The 16,843-nt window shown below is 70.3% G+C and carries 16 protein-coding genes; 10 read left to right on the top strand and 6 right to left on the bottom strand.

Annotation, left to right across the window (positions count from 1 at the left end; translation table 11 throughout):
* Nucleotides 1–35 precede the first annotated feature (35 nt).
* Nucleotides 36–851, bottom strand: coding sequence for a DUF1028 domain-containing protein (locus HNR15_RS02745; protein WP_179478943.1), 816 nt, complete (start codon nucleotides 849–851; stop codon nucleotides 36–38).
* 75 nt (nucleotides 852–926) lie between these two features.
* On the opposite strand from HNR15_RS02745, the gene HNR15_RS02740 reads away from it, so the two are divergent.
* Both HNR15_RS02740 and HNR15_RS02735 read left to right on the top strand, forming a co-directional pair.
* Entirely contained in the window at nucleotides 927–1,427 is a 501-nt protein-coding gene (locus HNR15_RS02740; protein WP_343048388.1) for a SigE family RNA polymerase sigma factor, read from the top strand.
* Nucleotides 1,424–2,407, top strand: a complete 984-nt coding sequence (locus tag HNR15_RS02735; RefSeq protein WP_179478938.1) for a hypothetical protein — start codon at nucleotides 1,424–1,426, stop codon at nucleotides 2,405–2,407. The genes HNR15_RS02740 and HNR15_RS02735 overlap by 4 nt, the downstream gene beginning before the upstream one ends.
* Nucleotides 2,408–2,419: 12 nt before the next feature.
* Here HNR15_RS02735 and HNR15_RS02730 read toward each other — a convergent pair whose 3' ends face one another.
* The 4 genes from HNR15_RS02730 to HNR15_RS02715 all read right to left on the bottom strand — a co-directional run bounded on the left by HNR15_RS02730 (nucleotide 2,420) and on the right by HNR15_RS02715 (nucleotide 8,035).
* Entirely contained in the window at nucleotides 2,420–4,357 is a 1,938-nt protein-coding gene (locus HNR15_RS02730) for a KUP/HAK/KT family potassium transporter (RefSeq protein ID WP_179478936.1), read from the bottom strand.
* A gap of 51 nt (nucleotides 4,358–4,408) precedes the next feature.
* Nucleotides 4,409–5,539 (bottom strand): MalY/PatB family protein, encoded by a 1,131-nt coding sequence (locus tag HNR15_RS02725; RefSeq protein ID WP_179478934.1) that lies wholly within the window; start codon nucleotides 5,537–5,539, stop codon nucleotides 4,409–4,411.
* Nucleotides 5,540–5,852: 313 nt separating this feature from the next.
* On the bottom strand, nucleotides 5,853–7,481 hold the full coding sequence (groL, locus tag HNR15_RS02720) for a chaperonin GroEL (RefSeq protein ID WP_179478932.1): 1,629 nt from the start codon (nucleotides 7,479–7,481) through the stop codon (nucleotides 5,853–5,855).
* Between the two features lie 248 nt (nucleotides 7,482–7,729).
* Nucleotides 7,730–8,035 carry a DUF3263 domain-containing protein gene (locus HNR15_RS02715; protein WP_179478930.1) on the bottom strand — a complete coding sequence of 102 codons (306 nt, stop codon included), beginning with the start codon at nucleotides 8,033–8,035 and terminating at the stop codon, nucleotides 7,730–7,732.
* 163 nt (nucleotides 8,036–8,198) lie between these two features.
* Here HNR15_RS02715 and HNR15_RS02710 point away from each other — a divergent pair, with 163 nt between their 5' ends.
* Both HNR15_RS02710 and HNR15_RS02705 read left to right on the top strand, forming a co-directional pair.
* Nucleotides 8,199–8,402 carry a ribbon-helix-helix domain-containing protein gene (locus HNR15_RS02710; protein WP_179478928.1) on the top strand — a complete coding sequence of 68 codons (204 nt, stop codon included), beginning with the start codon at nucleotides 8,199–8,201 and terminating at the stop codon, nucleotides 8,400–8,402.
* A gap of 2 nt (nucleotides 8,403–8,404) precedes the next feature.
* Nucleotides 8,405–9,118, top strand: a complete 714-nt coding sequence (locus HNR15_RS02705; protein WP_179478926.1) for a VOC family protein — start codon at nucleotides 8,405–8,407, stop codon at nucleotides 9,116–9,118.
* Nucleotides 9,119–9,246: 128 nt separating this feature from the next.
* On the opposite strand, the gene HNR15_RS02700 is transcribed toward HNR15_RS02705, so the two are convergent.
* Nucleotides 9,247–10,590, bottom strand: coding sequence for a pyridoxal-dependent decarboxylase (locus HNR15_RS02700; protein WP_179478924.1), 1,344 nt, complete (start codon nucleotides 10,588–10,590; stop codon nucleotides 9,247–9,249).
* A gap of 57 nt (nucleotides 10,591–10,647) precedes the next feature.
* Between HNR15_RS02700 and HNR15_RS02695 the strand changes: the two genes are divergently transcribed.
* The 6 genes from HNR15_RS02695 (at nucleotide 10,648) to HNR15_RS02670 (ending at nucleotide 16,825) form a co-directional block, all read left to right on the top strand.
* Nucleotides 10,648–11,325: a uracil-DNA glycosylase gene (locus HNR15_RS02695; RefSeq protein WP_179478921.1), complete on the top strand. Its 678-nt coding sequence runs from the start codon at nucleotides 10,648–10,650 to the stop codon at nucleotides 11,323–11,325.
* Complete coding sequence (locus HNR15_RS02690; protein WP_179478919.1) at nucleotides 11,322–12,113, top strand: SGNH/GDSL hydrolase family protein; 792 nt, start codon at nucleotides 11,322–11,324, stop codon at nucleotides 12,111–12,113. Before HNR15_RS02695 ends, HNR15_RS02690 begins: the two co-directional genes overlap by 4 nt.
* Nucleotides 12,114–12,165: 52 nt before the next feature.
* Nucleotides 12,166–12,678, top strand: coding sequence for a PadR family transcriptional regulator (locus tag HNR15_RS02685; RefSeq protein WP_179478917.1), 513 nt, complete (start codon nucleotides 12,166–12,168; stop codon nucleotides 12,676–12,678).
* Between the two features lie 82 nt (nucleotides 12,679–12,760).
* Nucleotides 12,761–13,696, top strand: coding sequence for a substrate-binding domain-containing protein (locus HNR15_RS02680; protein WP_179478915.1), 936 nt, complete (start codon nucleotides 12,761–12,763; stop codon nucleotides 13,694–13,696).
* Nucleotides 13,697–13,781: 85 nt separating this feature from the next.
* Nucleotides 13,782–15,551, top strand: a complete 1,770-nt coding sequence (locus HNR15_RS02675; RefSeq protein ID WP_179478913.1) for an ATP-binding cassette domain-containing protein — start codon at nucleotides 13,782–13,784, stop codon at nucleotides 15,549–15,551.
* The gene (locus HNR15_RS02670; protein ID WP_179478911.1) at nucleotides 15,548–16,825 is read left to right on the top strand and encodes a hydroxyacid-oxoacid transhydrogenase; all 1,278 of its coding nucleotides are present in this window, start codon (nucleotides 15,548–15,550) and stop codon (nucleotides 16,823–16,825) included. Before HNR15_RS02675 ends, HNR15_RS02670 begins: the two co-directional genes overlap by 4 nt.
* Nucleotides 16,826–16,843 lie beyond the last annotated feature (18 nt).

Genomic DNA, 16,843 nt, shown 5'->3' with positions numbered 1-16,843 from the left:
GACCACCGACCGAGGTCGGACGGGGCGCGCCGGGGTCAGGCGGGGGTCTGCGAACGCAGGATGCGCAGCACCGTGGTGTCGATGTGGCCCGCCCGCAGGCGCAGCTCGAGGTTCTCCACACCCGCCCAGGTGTCCAGGTCGTCGTACCCGAGGGTGAAGAGCCGCGACCGCACCTCCTGCGCGAGCTCGCCGGCGAGCGGCAGCAGCTCCTCGTCGGTGGGCGGCTTGAACAGCACGTCGTGGATGTCGAGCAGCCGACCGAGCTCCGTCACCGGGTCGGGGTGGTCGTCGACGCGCAGGTCGTACGCCAGGTCGTCACCCGGGGTGTAGCCACCGGTCTGCGAGACGACGTAGAGCGCCGCCGACTGACGCCCCCGACGGTCGCCGCCCGCGGCGTCCCCTGCCACGAGCGCGGCGTAGAGCCGCTGCGCGAGCGACCGGCCCTCCCCCTCGATCCACGCGTCGCTCATCGCTTCGACCACCTCGGGGCCGGTGAGGATGTTGCCCTGGATCGCGACCCCGTCGCCCGCGACTCCGCCCGCCCAGGCGTTGCACCCCTCGCCGGTGAAGGTGACGGCGCGCCCGGCCGCGTCGACGATGCCGACCTGCCGCTCCTCGCGCTGGTCGTCGGCCTCGGTCAGCGAGCGCAGCGTCGCGGCCGCGTCGGCCCCGCCCGCGAGCGCCGCCAGCCCGTCGCGCTTGTAGAGGGTGTTGGCGAAGGACTGCGTGGCGATCGCACCCTGCCCGAGGCGCGCGGCCGGCACCGCGGCGCCGACCCCCAGGAATTTGGATGCGACCGCGACACCGAGGTCGCCAGTGGCCGGATCGTGGCCAACGATGGAGAACGTCATGCCCGCCACGCTAACGACTCAACCTTTCGGGCGTCGCGTGCGTGGACAATGCATGCACACAGGGAGGGGGTGGCTGTGAACACAGCTGACACCGAGGAGTTCGAGCGGTTCGTCCGGGTCTCCTCGCCGGGTTTGCTGCGGACCGCATGGCTGCTGTGCGGCGACTCGCATCGTGCCGAGGAGATGGTGCAGGAGTCCCTGGAACGTGTGTATCTGCGGTGGGGACGGGTGCGTCGAGGCGGTCAGCCCCTCGCCTACACCCGTCGGGTACTGATCAACATCAACACCGACCGGTGGCGCCGGAGCCACAAGGAGGTCCTGACGTACGACGGCTCGATCGACGAGACCCCGGCTGTGGGCGGTGGCTGGATCGAGGACCGCGACCAGGTCATCCGGCTGCTGCGTCTTCTGCCCCCTCGCGAGCGCGAGGTCGTCGTCCTGCGCCATTACGCCGACGTGTCCGAGCGGGATGTCGCGGACATGCTGCAGATCAGTGTCGGCACCGTGAAAAGCAGTGCGTCCCGTGGTCTTTCGACACTTCGCGCCGCCCTGAGCGAACAGGAGAGCCAGTCATGAGTGACGACATCGAGACGTTGCTGCGGCACGCCGACGCGCCCGCGATGGGTGTCAGCGCCCAAGAGATCATCGCCGGTGCGCGGCGCACCCGCCGTCGCCGACGTGCCCGGTACGGCGCGTACGGCCTGGCCGCGGCCCTGGTCGTCGGCGTCGGTGTCGGCGCCGACCGGGTGGTCGCGAACCGCTCGCATCTCACACCGGCCACCGAGACGGCCACCGGGCCGATCGGTGCGCTCTTCGCGCACGCGAAGCTCGGCGACGACCACTTCGACCAGTACGTCGTGAGCGGGACGGCCGACGACCTCACGGTGCGTGTCGTCGGCAGCTCGAGCACGTTGCGTCGTATCCAGCACCTGAGCGGCGGGGCGTCGGTGTTCCGGGACGGGTCGCAGACGATCGTCGCCACACCACTGCCGCGCACTGCCGACCAGGTGTCCGTCCGTTTCACCAAGGACCCTGCGGACCAGACGACGACCTCAGGCGCCGAGTTGCGCGTGAACTCGGCTCTCAACGTCGACCTGGAGGTCACCGATCAGCCGGTCATGGTCCGCGCGGTCCTCTGGTCCTCGGGTGCTGACTTCCGCTCCACGACGGGTGAGCGGGCGCAGGTCGCGACATTCGGCCACACGCAGGTCTACTGGTACGAGCGGTTCGGGGTCTACGGGGTGACCGGGGCCTATCCGGTCGGTGACACCAGTGGGCTCGGGTCGTTCGTGTCCGGATATCTGTCGACCAGCGGAGGGGTCTCGGGCGGTACGTCGCACTTCGCGGCGACCGTCCCGCACGGCGCACGCGACGTCTCGGTGCGCGTGACGAAGGGCGACACCGCGAACGCGCCGCAGGTACGCCGGCTGGGCGACACGGCGTACGACGTCGTCTACGTCACGGGAACGGTCAAGGACGCGTCGTCGGCCGACGGTTTCGTGCAGAGCATCTCGTGGACGGACGCGTCGGGCCGGCACACGAAAAGCTACAACTGATCCAGCCGCGCCTCAGAAGAAGACCTGGGCGCCCATCGCGACGGTGCGGTCCGGCGGCAGCTTGAAGTAGTCGACCGGGGAGGCGGCGTTGTGCGCCATCCCGAGGAAGACGCGTTTGCGCCAGCGCGACATCCCCGGCCGCGAGCTGGGGTGCACCGTGATGCGCGAGAGGTAGTAGTAGGCCTGATCGGGATCGATGGCCAGACCCTGGGTCGCGGCGAACCGCAGACCCTCCGGCACGTCCTGCTCGTCCTGGAAGCCGAAGCGCAGCGTGACGTGGGTGATCGCGTCGTACGACCCGCCGAGGGGCTGCGCCTCGAAGCGGTCGGCGTCGGCGACATGCGGGATGTTCTCCGGCGACGTCGAGACGATGAAGACGTTCTCGTGGATGACGTGGTTGAAGTTGGCGTTCTCCCGCAGCGCCAGCGGCGTCGTGGGGCGACCCGGGTGCAGGAAGATCGCAGTGCCCGGCACGGTGGTGAGCGGCGCGGCATTCAGCCACTGCACGAACGGTTCGATGGGGCCCTCCAGCTTGGCGCGGCGCTCGGTGACGATCCGGCTGCCCTTGCGCCACGTCAGCATCGCCGTGCAGACCAGCAGCGCGATCAGCAACGGCAGCCAGCCGCCGTGCACGATCTTGGTCAGGTTGGCGCCGAAGTAGGTGAGCTCCAGCAGGCCGAAGAGGATGCCGACCAGCAGCAGCTTCCAGCGGGCCCATTTCCACGCCGACTCGGCGTACGCCAGGAAGAGCGTGGTCGTGATGAGGAAGGTGCCGGTCACCGCCAGTCCGTACGCCGTGGCGAGCTTGGCGGAGGACTGGAAGACCAGGAGCAGGATCATCACGCCGGCGTAGAGGATCCAGTTGATGCTCGGGACGTAGATCTGGCCGCTGCTGGACGCCGAGGTGTAGCGCACCGTCAGCTGGGGCAGGTAGCCGAGCCGCTCGGCCTGCCGCGACACCGAGAACGCGCCCGAGATGACCGCCTGCGAGGCGATGACCGTGGCGGCGGTCGCGAGCACGACCAGCGGCAGCTGCGCCCAGTTCGGTGCGAGGAGGAAGAACGGGTTCTTGACGCTGGACGGGTCGTGCACGATGAGCGCGCCCTGGCCGAGGTAGTTCAGCGTGAGACAAGGGAAGACCAGGAAGAACCATGCCCGGCGGATGGGGCTCGGACCGAAGTGGCCCATGTCGGCGTACAGCGCCTCGGCCCCGGTGATCGACAGCACCACCGCGCCCATCGCCACGAACGCGATGTACTGGTGGTCGACGACGAAGAGCACGGCGTACGACGGGGACAGGCCCTTGAGGATCGCGGGGTCGCCGATGACCTTGCGCAGCCCGAGCACTCCCAGCACCACGAACCAGACCACCATCACCGGGCCGAAGAGCCGCCCGACGACGTGGGTGCCGAAGCGCTGGGCCAGGAAGAGCACGGTGATGATGACGGCACCGACGGGTACGACGACGTGGGCCAGGGACGGCGCCGGCACCTCGAGCCCCTCCACGGCCGAGAGCACCGAGACCGCGGGCGTGATGACGCTGTCGCCGTAGAAGAGCGACGCGCCGAGCACGCCGAGGATCATCACGACGCCGAAACGCTTGCCGCCGGTCGGTACGTGGCGGCGTACCAGCGCGGCCAGCGCCATCACGCCGCCCTCGCCGTCGTTGTCGGCCCGCAGGATGAAGAGCACGTACTTGATCGACACCACCACGGTGATCGACCAGAAGACGAGCGAGATCACGCCGTAGACGTCACCTCGGTCGGCGGTGACCTTGCTGTGGTCGATGGAGAAGACGGTCTGCAGCGCGTAGAGCGGGCTGGTGCCGATGTCGCCGAACACCACGCCGAGAGCTGCGAGCGCCAGCGCGGGACCGCTCGATCCGTGGGTGACGGGCGAGGTCGGCCGGTCGGCCGGTGCGCCCTTCGGGAGGGCCTGCTCAGTGGTCACGAGCGTCCATTGTGCCCTCGGTTTCCGACTGCCGACACGCGGGTGAACAGGTCAGTGGAGGACGCCGGCCATCCGCTCGACGGCCTGACCGATCACCTGCGGCGAGGTCGCCACGTTGAAGCGGACGAACTGCCGACCGCGGGGGTCGTAGTTGGTCCCGACGCCGAGCGCCACCCGGCCCTGTTGCAGGAAGGAGCGTGCCGGATCGGCCAGTCCCAGCTCGGTGCAGTCGAGCCAGACGAGGTAGGTCGACTCCCCTGGTGTCACCCGGATCTCGGGCAGCTGTTCGGCGAGCATCCCCCGCAACAGCTCTCGCCGCTCGACGATCTCGCCGCGCAGCTCGTCCAGCCACGGGCCGCCGTGCGCGTACGCCGCGGTGTGGGCGATCTCGGCCAGGTGGTTGGCGCCGTGCGTGTTGACCTCGTGCAGGGCGCCGAGGGAGGCCGTCGCGTCCGCGCCCGGCACGGCGAGCGCGATCTTCAGGCCCGCGAGGTTCCAGGACTTCGACCCGCTCACGACACTGATGCCCCGGCTCGCCTCGGGCACCGCGAGGTACGGCGTGTACGTCACCCCCGGGTGCGTCAGCGGCCCGTGGATCTCGTCGGACACGACCAGCACGTCGTACCGGTCGGCGAGCCGGGCCAGCATCGCCAGCTCGTCCGCGGTGTGGACGGTGCCCATCGGGTTCTGCGGATTGCACAGGATGTACGCCGCGCCGGGCCCGGCGTCCCGGAACGCCGCCTCCAGCGCCTCGGGGTCGAGCCGGGAATCCGCGTCGAGGCTGGCCGTGACCAGCCGACGTCCGACGGCCTGCACGAAGCCGAAGAAGGCGTCGTAGCAGGGCGGACTCACCACGACGGCCGCATCGGGGCGGGTGTTCGCGCGCAGCAGCTCACCCACGCCGATCATCACGTCCGGCAGCATCATCGCCTGGCCCGGGTCGACCGCCCAGTCCCACCGTTCCTTCGCGAAGTGCGCGAACGCCTCCTCCAGCGGACCCGGGGCCGCGTACCCCACGTCGCCCCGACGCAGCGCACCCTCGATGGCCTCGACCACGGGGTCGCACGGCGCACAGTCCATCTCGGCGACCCAGACCGGGATCACGTCCGGGTCGTAGGCACGCCACTTGATGCTCGTGCGCGTCGCGCGCAGTTCGTCCAGGCTCGCGTCGAGGATCGCCATCGCGCCATCGTCGCACCCGCTCCCGCTGCTTTCGGCAACCGTGCCCCTCTTCCTGAGCTGGGTACGACAGAACCGCCCCGCGCCATCTCTGGCGCGGGGCGGTCCCGGTCGTTCGCTTGCGCTGTTCGCTTGCGCTGTTCGCTTGCGTGGTTCGCGGAGTGGTCAGTCGGAGACTGGTCCGTATCGGTTCAGCTCAGAAGCTGTTCCTTCTCGGTTCAGCTCAGAAGCTGTTCCTTCTGGGCTTCCTCCTCGCACTCCGCTGCGGCCGCCGACTCGGCTAGCGCCTCGTCGACAACCTTCGCTGCGTGCTTCGTCAGAAGCCCATGCCACCCATCTCGTCGCCGCCACCCGGCGCCGCCGGCACGTTCTTCTCCGGCTTGTCGGCGATGACCGCTTCGGTGGTGAGGAAGAGCGCGGCGATCGACGCGGCGTTCTGCAACGCCGAGCGGGTCACCTTGGCCGGGTCGATGATGCCGGTGGCGACCATGTCGACGTACTCGCCGGTCGCGGCGTTCAGGCCTTCACCGGAGGGCAGGTTGCGCACCTTCTCGACGACGACGCCGGGCTCGAGGCCCGCGTTCGAGGCGATCTGCTTCAGCGGAGCCTCGGCGGCCACCTTGACGATGTTCGCACCCGTGGCCTCGTCGCCCTCGAGCTTGAGTCCACCCCACGCGGCGTCGGTCGCCTGCAGCAGCGCGACGCCACCACCGGCGACGATGCCCTCTTCGACGGCAGCCTTCGCGTTGCGGACGGCGTCCTCGATGCGGTGCTTGCGCTCCTTCAGCTCGACCTCGGTCGCAGCGCCCGCCTTGATGACGGCTACGCCACCGGCGAGCTTCGCGAGGCGCTCCTGGAGCTTCTCGCGGTCGTAGTCGGAGTCGGAGTTCTCGATCTCGGCGCGGATCTGGCTGACGCGACCGGCGATCTGGTCGGTGTCACCCGCACCCTCGACGATGGTCGTCTCGTCCTTGGTGACGACCACGCGACGCGCGGTGCCCAGCAGGTCCAGCTCCGCGGTGTCGAGCTTGAGGCCGACCTCCTCGGAGATGACCTGACCACCGGTGAGGATGGCGATGTCGCCGAGCATGGCCTTGCGACGGTCACCGAAACCGGGGGCCTTGACGGCAACCGACTTGAAGGTGCCACGGATCTTGTTGACCACCAGGGTCGACAGCGCCTCGCCGTCGACGTCCTCGGCGATGATCATCAGCGGCTTGCCGGACTGCATGACCTTCTCCAGCAGCGGCAGCAGGTCCTTGATGCTGGAGATCTTGGAGTTGACGACCAGGATGTACGGGTCGTCCAGCACCGTCTCCATGCGCTCGGTGTCGGTCACCATGTAGCCGGAGATGTAGCCCTTGTCGAAGCGCATGCCCTCGGTGAGCTCGAGCTCCAGCCCGAAGGTGTTGCTCTCCTCGACGGTGATGACGCCTTCCTTGCCGACCTTGTCCATCGCCTCGGCGATGAGCTCGCCGATCTGCGGGTCGGCGGCCGAGATGGAGGCGGTAGCAGCGATCTGCTCCTTGGTCTCGATCTCCTTGGCCTGGCTCAGCAGCGATGCGGACACCGCGGCCACGGCGGCCTCGATGCCGCGCTTGAGGGCCATCGGGTTCGCGCCGGCGGCGACGTTGCGCAGCCCCTCGCGGACCATGGCCTGGGCCAGCACGGTCGCCGTCGTCGTACCGTCACCGGCGACGTCGTCGGTCTTCTTGGCGACCTCCTTGACCAGCTCGGCGCCGATCTTCTCGTAGGGGTCCTCGAGCTCGATCTCCTTGGCGATGCTGACACCGTCGTTGGTGATCGTGGGGGCTCCCCACTTCTTCTCGAGCACCACGTTGCGGCCCTTGGGGCCGAGTGTGACGCGCACGGCGTCGGCGAGGATGTTCATGCCCCGCTCGAGGCCGCGGCGGGCCTCTTCGTCGAATGCAATGGTCTTGGCCATCTGCGTGGTCCTCCCACAGTGCGTACCGAAGCTGGCCGTACGACGCCCGCGACGGACGAGCCGCGCCTGCCCGGGTGTACGGATACCCGGCGGTGAGCGGCACTCGTCGGACGGCCACTGTCTGTCACTCTCATGGCGAGAGTGCTAACAGCATTATTGGCACTCGCCGCCCCCGAGTGCAAACGGCTGGGGCCCCGCGGATCGCACCGGATGGGAGGCCGGACTTCAGGCCCGGCGGCTGGAGGGGGTCAGGCCTTCTCGCCCTGGTCGAACCCGAGTCGACGAGCGGTGCGCTGGCGCATCCGGCCGGCCCGCAGCCGCTGCAGTCGCTTGACCAGCATGGCGTCGTACGCGAGGGCGCCCGGGGTGTCGATCAGGGAGTTCAGCGCCTGGTAGTAACGCGTGGAGCTGAGGTCGAACGTCTCGCGGATGGCCTGCTCCTTGGAGCCCTGCAGCTTCCACCAGGTGCGCTCGAAGTCCAGGATGCGACGGTCACGATCGGACAGATCACTGGTGCGGTCGGCCCCCTGGACCTGCGCGTCGGCGACGCTCATGGGCAACCTTTCAGCCGTCGAGATGAACAGCCTCGACTATAGGAGCGAATCACACCCTTGTCATTCCGCTGCGGCGTGCCGTGACGGATGAGCCGGATGGGGCGATCTTCGAGCATCTCGTCAACCCCTTCCCACTCGCTTGCTACTTTGCTAGCATTCTGTCATGACAGCTCGCGACCCCTCCTCCAAGGTGCAGTTCAACGTCTACCTCCCGCCCGACCTCGTGACCCGGGTGAAGCACCGGGCCGTCGACGAGGGCAGCAGCCTGTCCACCCTCGTCTCACGTGCGCTCACCGACTACCTCGACGGCGACGCCCCCGACCACCCCGGCACGCCCACGAGCACGTCCACCGAAAGGGAGTCATGACCATGCCTCTGACCGTCGCCGCCATCCGCTACACCGACGACCTGCCGGCCATGCGGGAGTTCCTCGAGGTGCTCGGCCTCTCCCCCGCCGTCACGTCGTCCGGCTGGGTCGATCTGCACGCGGGTGCGGGCCGCGTCTGGTTGCATTCCGCCGGCGACGCGGACTCCCCGAGCGCCGCCGGTCAGACGAATCTGTGTTTCGAGTCCTCGGACCTGATCGGCCTGGCCGAGCGACTCGGCACGACGTACGTCGATGAGACCTTCGGCGCATCGCTGATGATCACCGATCCGCTGGGTGACGAGGTGCAGATCAACTCGGTGCACGCCGACACTTACGGCTACCAGACGCACGAACCGACGCCCGACGCCTCGACCTGCGTGGTGGCGGTCCGCTTCACCGATCCCGCCGGCCCCTACGTGCGGTTCCTCCGGACACTGGGGCTCGAGCGCTCGATGAGCGCGGCGGACGGCACGTACGCGCAGTTCTCCGCGGGGACGGGCGCGGTGGGCCTGCACGTCGGCGACGGCACCTCCCTCACCGGCAGGTCCGGCGCTCTGGTGAGCCTGTGCCTGACCACGGCGCGCGACCTCGACACGGTCGCGAAGGACCTACAGGACCACGGCTACGCGGACGCGACCGTCACCCACGAGGACGACGCGCGGTCGGTCCACGTGACCGACCCGGACGGGCAACAGCTGCAGATCCGCGCCGCCTGAGGCGATCCGACGGCGAAGCCAAAGCGTCGGCGTGGCCGGTTTGCGTCTGCGGCCAGGGCTGCAGCACTGGCCGCAGACGCAGAACCCGCACCAACGAACGTCCGCGCGCCGCGGGAGGTCCGGGCAGGTCAGGCCATCGAGTCGAGGATCGCGGTGATGTCGTCCTCGCTGGTGAGCGGGTTGACGATCGCGAAGCGCGCGAGCGTCTCCCCGTCGTGCGAGGTGGGCACCACGAACCCCTCCTGGCGCTCCAGCAGACCGTCGGACCAGCGGTGGTAGTCCGCGGGCTCCCAGCCGAGCCGGCGGAAGACCAGGATCGACAGGTCGGCGTGGCGCACGACCTCGAGGTAGTCGCGCGAGATCACCTGCGCCTCGGCGAACCGGGTCACCTCCAGGGTGCGCTCGATCGCCGCGCTGTACTTCTGCGTGCCGTTCGCGACCAGGGAGAACCAGAACGGCAGACCCCGCGCGCGCCGGGTGAGCCCCACCGAGTAGTCCGTGGGATTCCAGTCCGGGGCGTCGGTGAGGACGTCGAGGTACGACGCGTGCTGGGTGTGCGCGGCCCGGGCCAGCGCCGGGTCGCGGTAGAGCAGCGCGCAGCAGTCGAACGGCGCAAAGAGCCACTTGTGCGGGTCGACGATGAAGGAGTCGCAGCGCTCGATGCCGGCGTACTTGGGCCGGACGCTGGGCGCGGCGAGCCCGGCGCCGCCGTACGCGCCGTCGCAGTGGAACCAGATGCCGAACTCCTCGCACACCGCGGCGACCGACTCCAGGTCGTCGATGACGCCGAAGTTGGTGGTGCCGCAGGTCGCCACGACGGCGAAGAACGACTCCGGCCCCTCGTCGATGAGCACCTCGCGCAGCGCCTCACCGGTCAGCCGCAGGTCGTCGCCGACCTGCACCTGCACCAGTTCGGCGTCCATGACCCGGCAGGCCGACGCGATGGAGGAGTGCGATCCGACGGTGGCCGCGACGCGGAACGGTCGGGCGCCGCTACGTACGCGGGCGGTCTCGCGGGCGGTGACCAGCGCCGAGAGGTTGCCGATCGTGCCGCCCTGCACGAAGGAGCCGCCGGCGCCCTCGGGCAGCCCGACGAGGTCGGCGATCCAGCGCAGGGCCTGGTTCTCTGCGTAGACGGCGCCCGCCCCCTCGAGCCATGAACCCGCGTAGATGGACGAGGCCCCCACGACCAGGTCGAACATCGCGGCCTCGCGCGTCGGTGCGCACGGGATGAAGGACAGATAGCGCGGGTGGTCGGTCGACAGGCACGCCAGCGAGAGCTCCTCGGCGAAGAGGCGCAGCGCCTCCTGGCCGCCGATACCCTTCTCCGTCAACGCCTCCCCGGCCACAGCGTCCAGCTGCTCCTTGGTCCGCGGACCGTCGAGAGGGACCGGGTCGAGCGCGAGTCGCTCCGCGGCGTACTCGAGGATCGACTTGCCCAGGTCCTGCGTGTATTCGTCGTAGCCGTGCACGACCGCGAGTGTAGGTGCCAGGCCGGCCGCGCCACATGGGCGTCGTAGGTTGGCCGTATGCCGACCGCGCCGCTGCCCGAGCTCGTCCACCCGAGCTGGGCCGGCGCCCTCGAGCCGGTCGCCGACACGATCAGCGCCTGCGGAGCCTTCCTGCGCGCCGAGCTGGCCGCCGGACGTGGCTACCTTCCCGCCGGTGACAGGGTGCTGCGCGCGTTCGGGCAGCCGCTGGACGAGGTGAAGGTGCTCATCGTCGGTCAGGACCCCTATCCGACGCCCGGCCACGCGGTCGGGCTGTCCTTCTCGGTCGCACCGGACGTGCGCCCGGTGCCCCGCAGTCTCGCCAACATCTACACCGAGCTGAGCAGCGACCTCGGCGTCCCGACCCCCGGCAGCGGCGACCTGTCACCGTGGGCCGAGCGCGGGGTGCTGCTGCTCAACAGGGTCTTGACCGTGCAGCCCGGCAAGCCGGCGAGCCACCGCGGCCACGGCTGGGAGGAGGTCACGGCGCGCGCCATCGACGCGCTCGTCGCGCGCGACCAGCCGCTGGTCGCGATCCTGTGGGGCCGAGACGCCCGCTCGCTGGTGCCCCGCCTCGGCAGCACGCCGTACGTCGAGAGCGCGCACCCCTCCCCCCTGTCCGCACGCAACGGCTTCTTCGGCTCCCGCCCGTTCAGTCGCGCGAATACCCTGCTCACCGAGCAGGGTGGCGCCCCCGTGGATTGGAGCTTGGCATGACATGGCATCGGTACGTCGCGATCGGGGACTCCTTCACCGAGGGGGTCGGCGACCCGGACCCGGCGCGCCCGGAGTCCTACATCGGCTGGGCCGACCGCCTCGCCGGGCAGCTGGCCAAGCAGAACAGCGACCGCCGCACCGACTTCGACTACGCCAACCTCGCGATCCGCGGACGGCTGCTGGCCGACGTGGTGGGGCCGCAGCTCGACGCCGCGCTGCCCCTCAAACCCGACCTGCTGTCGATGATCGGCGGCGGGAACGACATCCTGCGCCCCCGGGCCGACCTGGACGACATCGCCGACCGGATCGAGGCGGCCGTCATGCGGGCCCGGACCGCGGGCGCGGACGTCCTGCTGGCCACGCTGGCCGATCCCGCGCAGGCGCCGGTCATCAAGGCCGCCCGCCCGAGGATCGCGGCACACAACGCCAACCTGTGGGGTATCGCGCAGCGCACCGAGGCGTACGTGCTCGACATCTGGTCGATGCGGTCGCTGCGGGACGCGCGGATGTGGTCACCGGACCGGTTGCACCTGTCGACCGAGGGCCACCGTCGGGTCGCCCTGCAGGCCGGCTGGACCCTGGGCGTCATCGAGGGCGAGCGCGAGTGGGCCGCGGCGCTGCCCGCCGGGCCCGTCCTGTCGCGCGCCCACATCGCCCACGAGAACGCCGCCTGGGCGAAGGACTACCTGGCGCCCTGGGTGCAGCGGCGGTTGAAGGGCCGAAGCTCCGGCGACGACCTGCTGCCCAAGCAGCCCGAACCGCGCCGGCTCACGTCGCGGAACGACTGAGCGTCCCGCCGTTTCGGCGACCGCCCGCACGATGCCGCCCAGCCACCCACCGATGAGCCCCGCGGCGTACGCCGTGCTGGGCGCGATCGCGCAGGGGCCTACCCACGGTTTCGCGATCGCCCGGCGGCTGCAGCCCACCGGCGACCTGGGACGGGTGTGGAGTCTCACCCGGCCCCTGGTCTACCGCGAGCTGGCCCGGTTGATCGAACGCGACCTGGTGCGCGAGCGGGCGGGCGAGCCGGGCGACCGCGGCCCGCGGCGCACCATCGTCGACATCACCGCGGCCGGGCAGGTCGAGACCGAGCGCTGGCTGGCGGAGCCGGTCGAACGGGTACGCGACTTCCGGTCGATGTTCCTGCTCAAGCTGGCCCTGATCGACGGCGCCGGGGCCGACCCGCGTCCGCTCGCCCGGGCACAGCGCACGAGATTCACCGAACGGGTGGCGCAGATCGAGCAGGAACTGGAGCAGAGCGTGGGCTTCGATCGCCGGGTCGTGGTGTGGCGGCTGCTGTCGACCCGGGTGGCGATCGACTTCCTCGACACGATCCTCGACGAACCGGCGTAGTAGTCGCACCTTGACTACCGAATGGGACAGGATGGTCCCGTCGCGCGCACGCGCTGTCGTCGTCCACCGGAAGGCACCACCCATGAAGCGCCTGCTCGGCAGTCTGGTCCTCGTGACCCTCGGTACCTGCGCCACCGCCGGATGCAGCAGTGGGTCGTCCTCGCCGGGCTCGTCTTCGGCCGGCGCATCCGGGTCCGGCTCCAGCTCGAGCAGTGCGTCCACCACGACTTCGTCCACGTCGCCCGCCAAGGGCACCGGGAGCGTCAACGTGCTCTACGCCGGGTCGCTGGTGAAGCTGATGGAGGACAAGATCGGGCCGGGATTCAAGGCCGGTACCGGGTATTCGTTCAGTGGCTTCTCCGCGGGGTCGACCGCTCTGGCGAGCCAGATCAAGGGCAAGGTGCGCCGGGGCGACGTCTTCGTGAGCGCCAGCCCGAAGGCCGACCAGTCCCTGATGGGCACCGCCAACGGTGACTGGGTGAGCTGGTACGTCACCTTCGGCTCCTCCAAGCTCGTCCTCGGCATCAACCCCAAGAGCAGGTTCGCGAGCGCCCTCAAGACCAAGCCCTGGTACGACGTGATCACCCAGCCCGGTTTCGAGGTCGGCTTCACCGACCCCAAGACCGATCCGAAGGGCAAGCTCACCGCGCAGGCGCTGAGCGACGACGCGAAGGCCCATCCGGCTCTGTCGAAGGTCGCTTCGTCCACCTCCGACGTCTTCCCCGAGGAGACCTTGGTCGCGAATCTGCAGTCGGGGCAGCTGGACGCGGGCTTCTTCTACACCAGCGAGGCCAAGACGGCCGGCATCCAGACGGTCCCGCTGACCGGGACCGACCTGAAGGCGAGCTACACGGTCACGGTGTTGAAGGGCGCGCCGAACGCCGCGGGTGCCGCGGCGTTCGTGAAATATCTGCTGGGATCGCAGACACAGGCGATCTTCAAGGCCGCGGCGTTCACCGTGACCTCGCCGCCCAAGGTCACCGGCACACCGCCCGCAGGTCTGCTGCCCAGCAGTTGAGGAGCACCCCGTAGCCCACCGTCGCGCCACGACGCGCAGCAGCCCGCTGAGGTATCTCGGCGGGCTGCTGGCGCTCTATCTGCTCGTGCCGCTGGTCTACTTCGCCTGGCGCTTCGCGACCTCCGGCGACCGTGGATTCGGTGAGTCCGGGCTGTGGGCGGCGGCGCGTACGTCGGTCGCGAGCGCCAGCATCAGCACCGTCATCGTCCTGCTGCTCGGGGTGCCGCTCGCGCGCTGGCTCGCGACGTCGACCGGCGCGTTCGCACGCGTGGTGACGGTCGTCGTCCAACTGCCGCTCGCGCTGCCGCCGGTGATGAGCGGCATCGTGCTGATCTACCTGGTCGGGCCCTACACCTGGCTCGGCACGCATGTCAGCGGCGGGCTCACCGGCACCACGGCCGGAGTGGTGATCGCGCAGACCTTCGTCGCCGCCCCGTTCCTGATCATCGCGGCACGGTCGGCCTTCGCGGAGCGGGACCCCGCGCTCGACGACCTGGCAGCCACCCTCGGTCACGGCGCGCTCGCTCGCTTCCTCAAGGTGGATCTGCCGTTGGCCGCGGACGGGATCCGAGCGGGTGCGGTGCTGACCTGGCTGCGAGCGCTGGGCGAGTACGGCGCCACGGTGCTGCTCGCCTACCACCCGTACACGCTGCCCGTCTTCACCTCGGTGCAGTTCTCGGCCACCGGTCTGCCCACCACCCAGGCACCGACCGCCCTCGCGCTCGGCATCGCGGTCGTCGGCCTCCTGCTCGCCGGTCTGCGCCTCCCCCGGCGCCGACACCGCGCCCGGGTCCCCTCGCCCGTGCACCCGCAGGCTGCCGCACGGGTGCCCGTCGGTTTCGCCCTGCGACAGCGGGTGGGCGACTTCGACCTCCAGCTCGCCCATCGGGCGGGCAGCGATCGGCTGGCCGTGCTCGGACCCTCCGGGTCGGGAAAAACCCTCACCTTGAAAGCGATTGCCGGACTGAACGCCGCACCCGGCGACGAAGTGGACTTCGCGGGGGACGCGGTCGCACAGGTGCCCGCCCAACTGCGCGGCGTCGGCTACGTCCCGCAGAACCGTGGCCTCTTCCCCCATCTGACCGTGTGGGAGCACGCGACGTTCGGGGTGCGCGCGGACCCGGCGCTGGCCGCGTGGTGGCTGCAGACGCTCGGCCTGGACCAGCTGCTCGACCGCCGCCCGCAGGAGCTGTCCGGCGGGGAACGCCAGCGGGTGAGCCTCGCGGCGGCGCTGAGCCAGAACCCTCGCGTCGTGCTGCTCGACGAACCGTTCTCCGCGCTGGACGTACCCGTGCGCGCCGGCCTGCAGACGACAGTGCGACGTCTGCAGCGCGAGAGCGGGCTGTCCACCGTGCTGGTCACGCACGACCCGGTCGAGGCGGCGCTGCTCGCGGACGAGGTGCTGGTCATCGCGGACGGCAAGCTGCTGCAGGCAGGTCCCGTCACCGAGGTCTACCGGCGCCCGGCATCACCGACCGTGGCGCGGCTGGTCGGCATCCCGGACGTCGCGGTGGGCCGGCTCACGGCCGGCGGGGCGTTGCGGGCAGGGGGTTGCGAATTTCTCGTGACGACAGGGCTACCGGCCGATACGCCGGTGACGTGGTGCGTGCGCCCGCAGGACGTCGTGCTCCGCCCGGACGGCGAGCATCATGCGGTCGTCGAGGACGCTGCCGACCTCGGATCCCACATCGCGGTGACCCTGCGGCTCGGGGACGACGTCCTCCTCGCCGCCACGGCCCGCGACCTGTCGCAGGTACCGGTCGGCGGCACCTGCCGCTTCGACGTCGACCCGGCACGCGTCGTCGTATGGGCCGATCAGGGCGCCGCGGCGGGCGACGACATACTGGCGAAATGAGCGATGCCCGCGAGACCGTCTTCACCTACGCCGCACCGCACCTGAAGCTCGGCCCGGGGGCATCGCGCGAAGTGGGCTACGACCTGGCGGCGCAAGGAGCGCGGAGGGTCCTGGTCGTCACCGACAAGGGCGTCGCCGCCACGGGTGCGCCCGGACACGTCGCCGACTCGCTGCGCGAGGCGGGCGTGCAGGTCGAGGTGTACGACGGGTCCCATGTCGAGCCGACCGACGAGAGCCTTGCGGCTGCTGTGGATTGGGCGCGCGAGCATGGACCGTGGGACGCCTTCGTGGCCGTCGGCGGCGGCTCCAGCATCGACACCGCCAAGGCCATCAACCTGCTCACCACCAACTCCGGCGAGCTGATGGACTACGTCAACGCGCCGGTCGGGAAGGGCGCCGACCCGACGCGGCCTCTCAAGCCGCTGGTCGCCGTACCGACCACGACGGGCACCGGGTCGGAGAGCACCACCATCTGCGTGCTCGACGTGCTCTCCCAGCACGTGAAGACCGGCATCAGCCACGTCTCGCTGCGCCCGACCACCGCCGTCGTCGACCCCGACCTCACCGTCAGCCAGCCGCCGATGGTCACCGCGTGCTCCGGCATGGACATCCTGTGCCACGCGCTGGAGAGCTACACGGCCAAGCCGTACACGTCGTTCGCGGCGAAGCAACCGAGCGAGCGGGTGCCCTACTGCGGCGCCAACCCGGTCGCCGACATGTGGGCCGAGAAGTCCCTCACTCTGATGGCGGGCTCGTTCCGGCGCGCCGTGCAGGACGGGTCGGACAAGGACGCGCGCTTCGACATGGCGCTCGCGGCGACGTTCGCCGGCATGGGCTTCGGCAACGCGGGCGTGCACATCCCGCACGCGAACGCCTACCCCATCGCCGGGCGGGTGCGCGACTACCGGCCCGCCGACTACCCGCAGGACGCCGCGATGGTGCCGCACGGGATGTCGGTGTCGCTGACCGCGCCGGCGGCGTTCCGCTTCACGTACGACGCGTCACCCGATCGGCACCTGCGGGCGGCAGCCCTGCTCGCGCCCGACGCGCCCCGAACCGACGACCCCCGCGACCAGTTGCCCTCGGTGCTGGCAGACCTCATGCGCGCCATCGGCATGCCGAACGGCGTTGCGGCGATCGGCTACTCGGCCTCCGACTTCGACGACCTCGTCGAGGGGACGATGAAACAGCAGCGGCTGCTCGCCACCGCTCCCAAGGACGTCACCGAGCAGGACATCCACGACGTCTTCGCGGGGTCGCTGCACCTCTGGTGACCCCGGCCCGCTCTTACC

Source organism: Allobranchiibius huperziae, assembly GCF_013410455.1.
GTDB classification, from domain to species: Bacteria; Actinomycetota; Actinomycetes; order Actinomycetales; family Dermatophilaceae; genus Allobranchiibius; species Allobranchiibius huperziae.
The sequence above is the reverse complement of the archived record's forward strand: the minus strand, read 5'-3'. Positions and strand labels throughout refer to the sequence as shown.

Bases quoted from the DNA above. Each gene is read 5' to 3' on its own strand.
- HNR15_RS02745 (WP_179478943.1), bottom strand. From the start codon at position 851: ATGACGTTCTCCATCGTTGGCCACGATCCGGCCACTGGCGACCTCGGT.
- HNR15_RS02735 (WP_179478938.1), top strand. From the start codon at position 1,424: ATGAGTGACGACATCGAGACGTTGCTGCGGCACGCCGACGCGCCCGCG.
- HNR15_RS02725 (WP_179478934.1), bottom strand. From the start codon at position 5,539: ATGGCGATCCTCGACGCGAGCCTGGACGAACTGCGCGCGACGCGCACG.
- groL (WP_179478932.1), bottom strand. From the start codon at position 7,481: ATGGCCAAGACCATTGCATTCGACGAAGAGGCCCGCCGCGGCCTCGAG.
- HNR15_RS02715 (WP_179478930.1), bottom strand. From the start codon at position 8,035: ATGAGCGTCGCCGACGCGCAGGTCCAGGGGGCCGACCGCACCAGTGAT.
- HNR15_RS02710 (WP_179478928.1), top strand. From the start codon at position 8,199: ATGACAGCTCGCGACCCCTCCTCCAAGGTGCAGTTCAACGTCTACCTC.
- HNR15_RS02705 (WP_179478926.1), top strand. From the start codon at position 8,405: ATGCCTCTGACCGTCGCCGCCATCCGCTACACCGACGACCTGCCGGCC.
- HNR15_RS02695 (WP_179478921.1), top strand. From the start codon at position 10,648: ATGCCGACCGCGCCGCTGCCCGAGCTCGTCCACCCGAGCTGGGCCGGC.
- HNR15_RS02690 (WP_179478919.1), top strand. From the start codon at position 11,322: ATGACATGGCATCGGTACGTCGCGATCGGGGACTCCTTCACCGAGGGG.
- HNR15_RS02685 (WP_179478917.1), top strand. From the start codon at position 12,166: ATGAGCCCCGCGGCGTACGCCGTGCTGGGCGCGATCGCGCAGGGGCCT.
- HNR15_RS02680 (WP_179478915.1), top strand. From the start codon at position 12,761: ATGAAGCGCCTGCTCGGCAGTCTGGTCCTCGTGACCCTCGGTACCTGC.
- HNR15_RS02670 (WP_179478911.1), top strand. From the start codon at position 15,548: ATGAGCGATGCCCGCGAGACCGTCTTCACCTACGCCGCACCGCACCTG.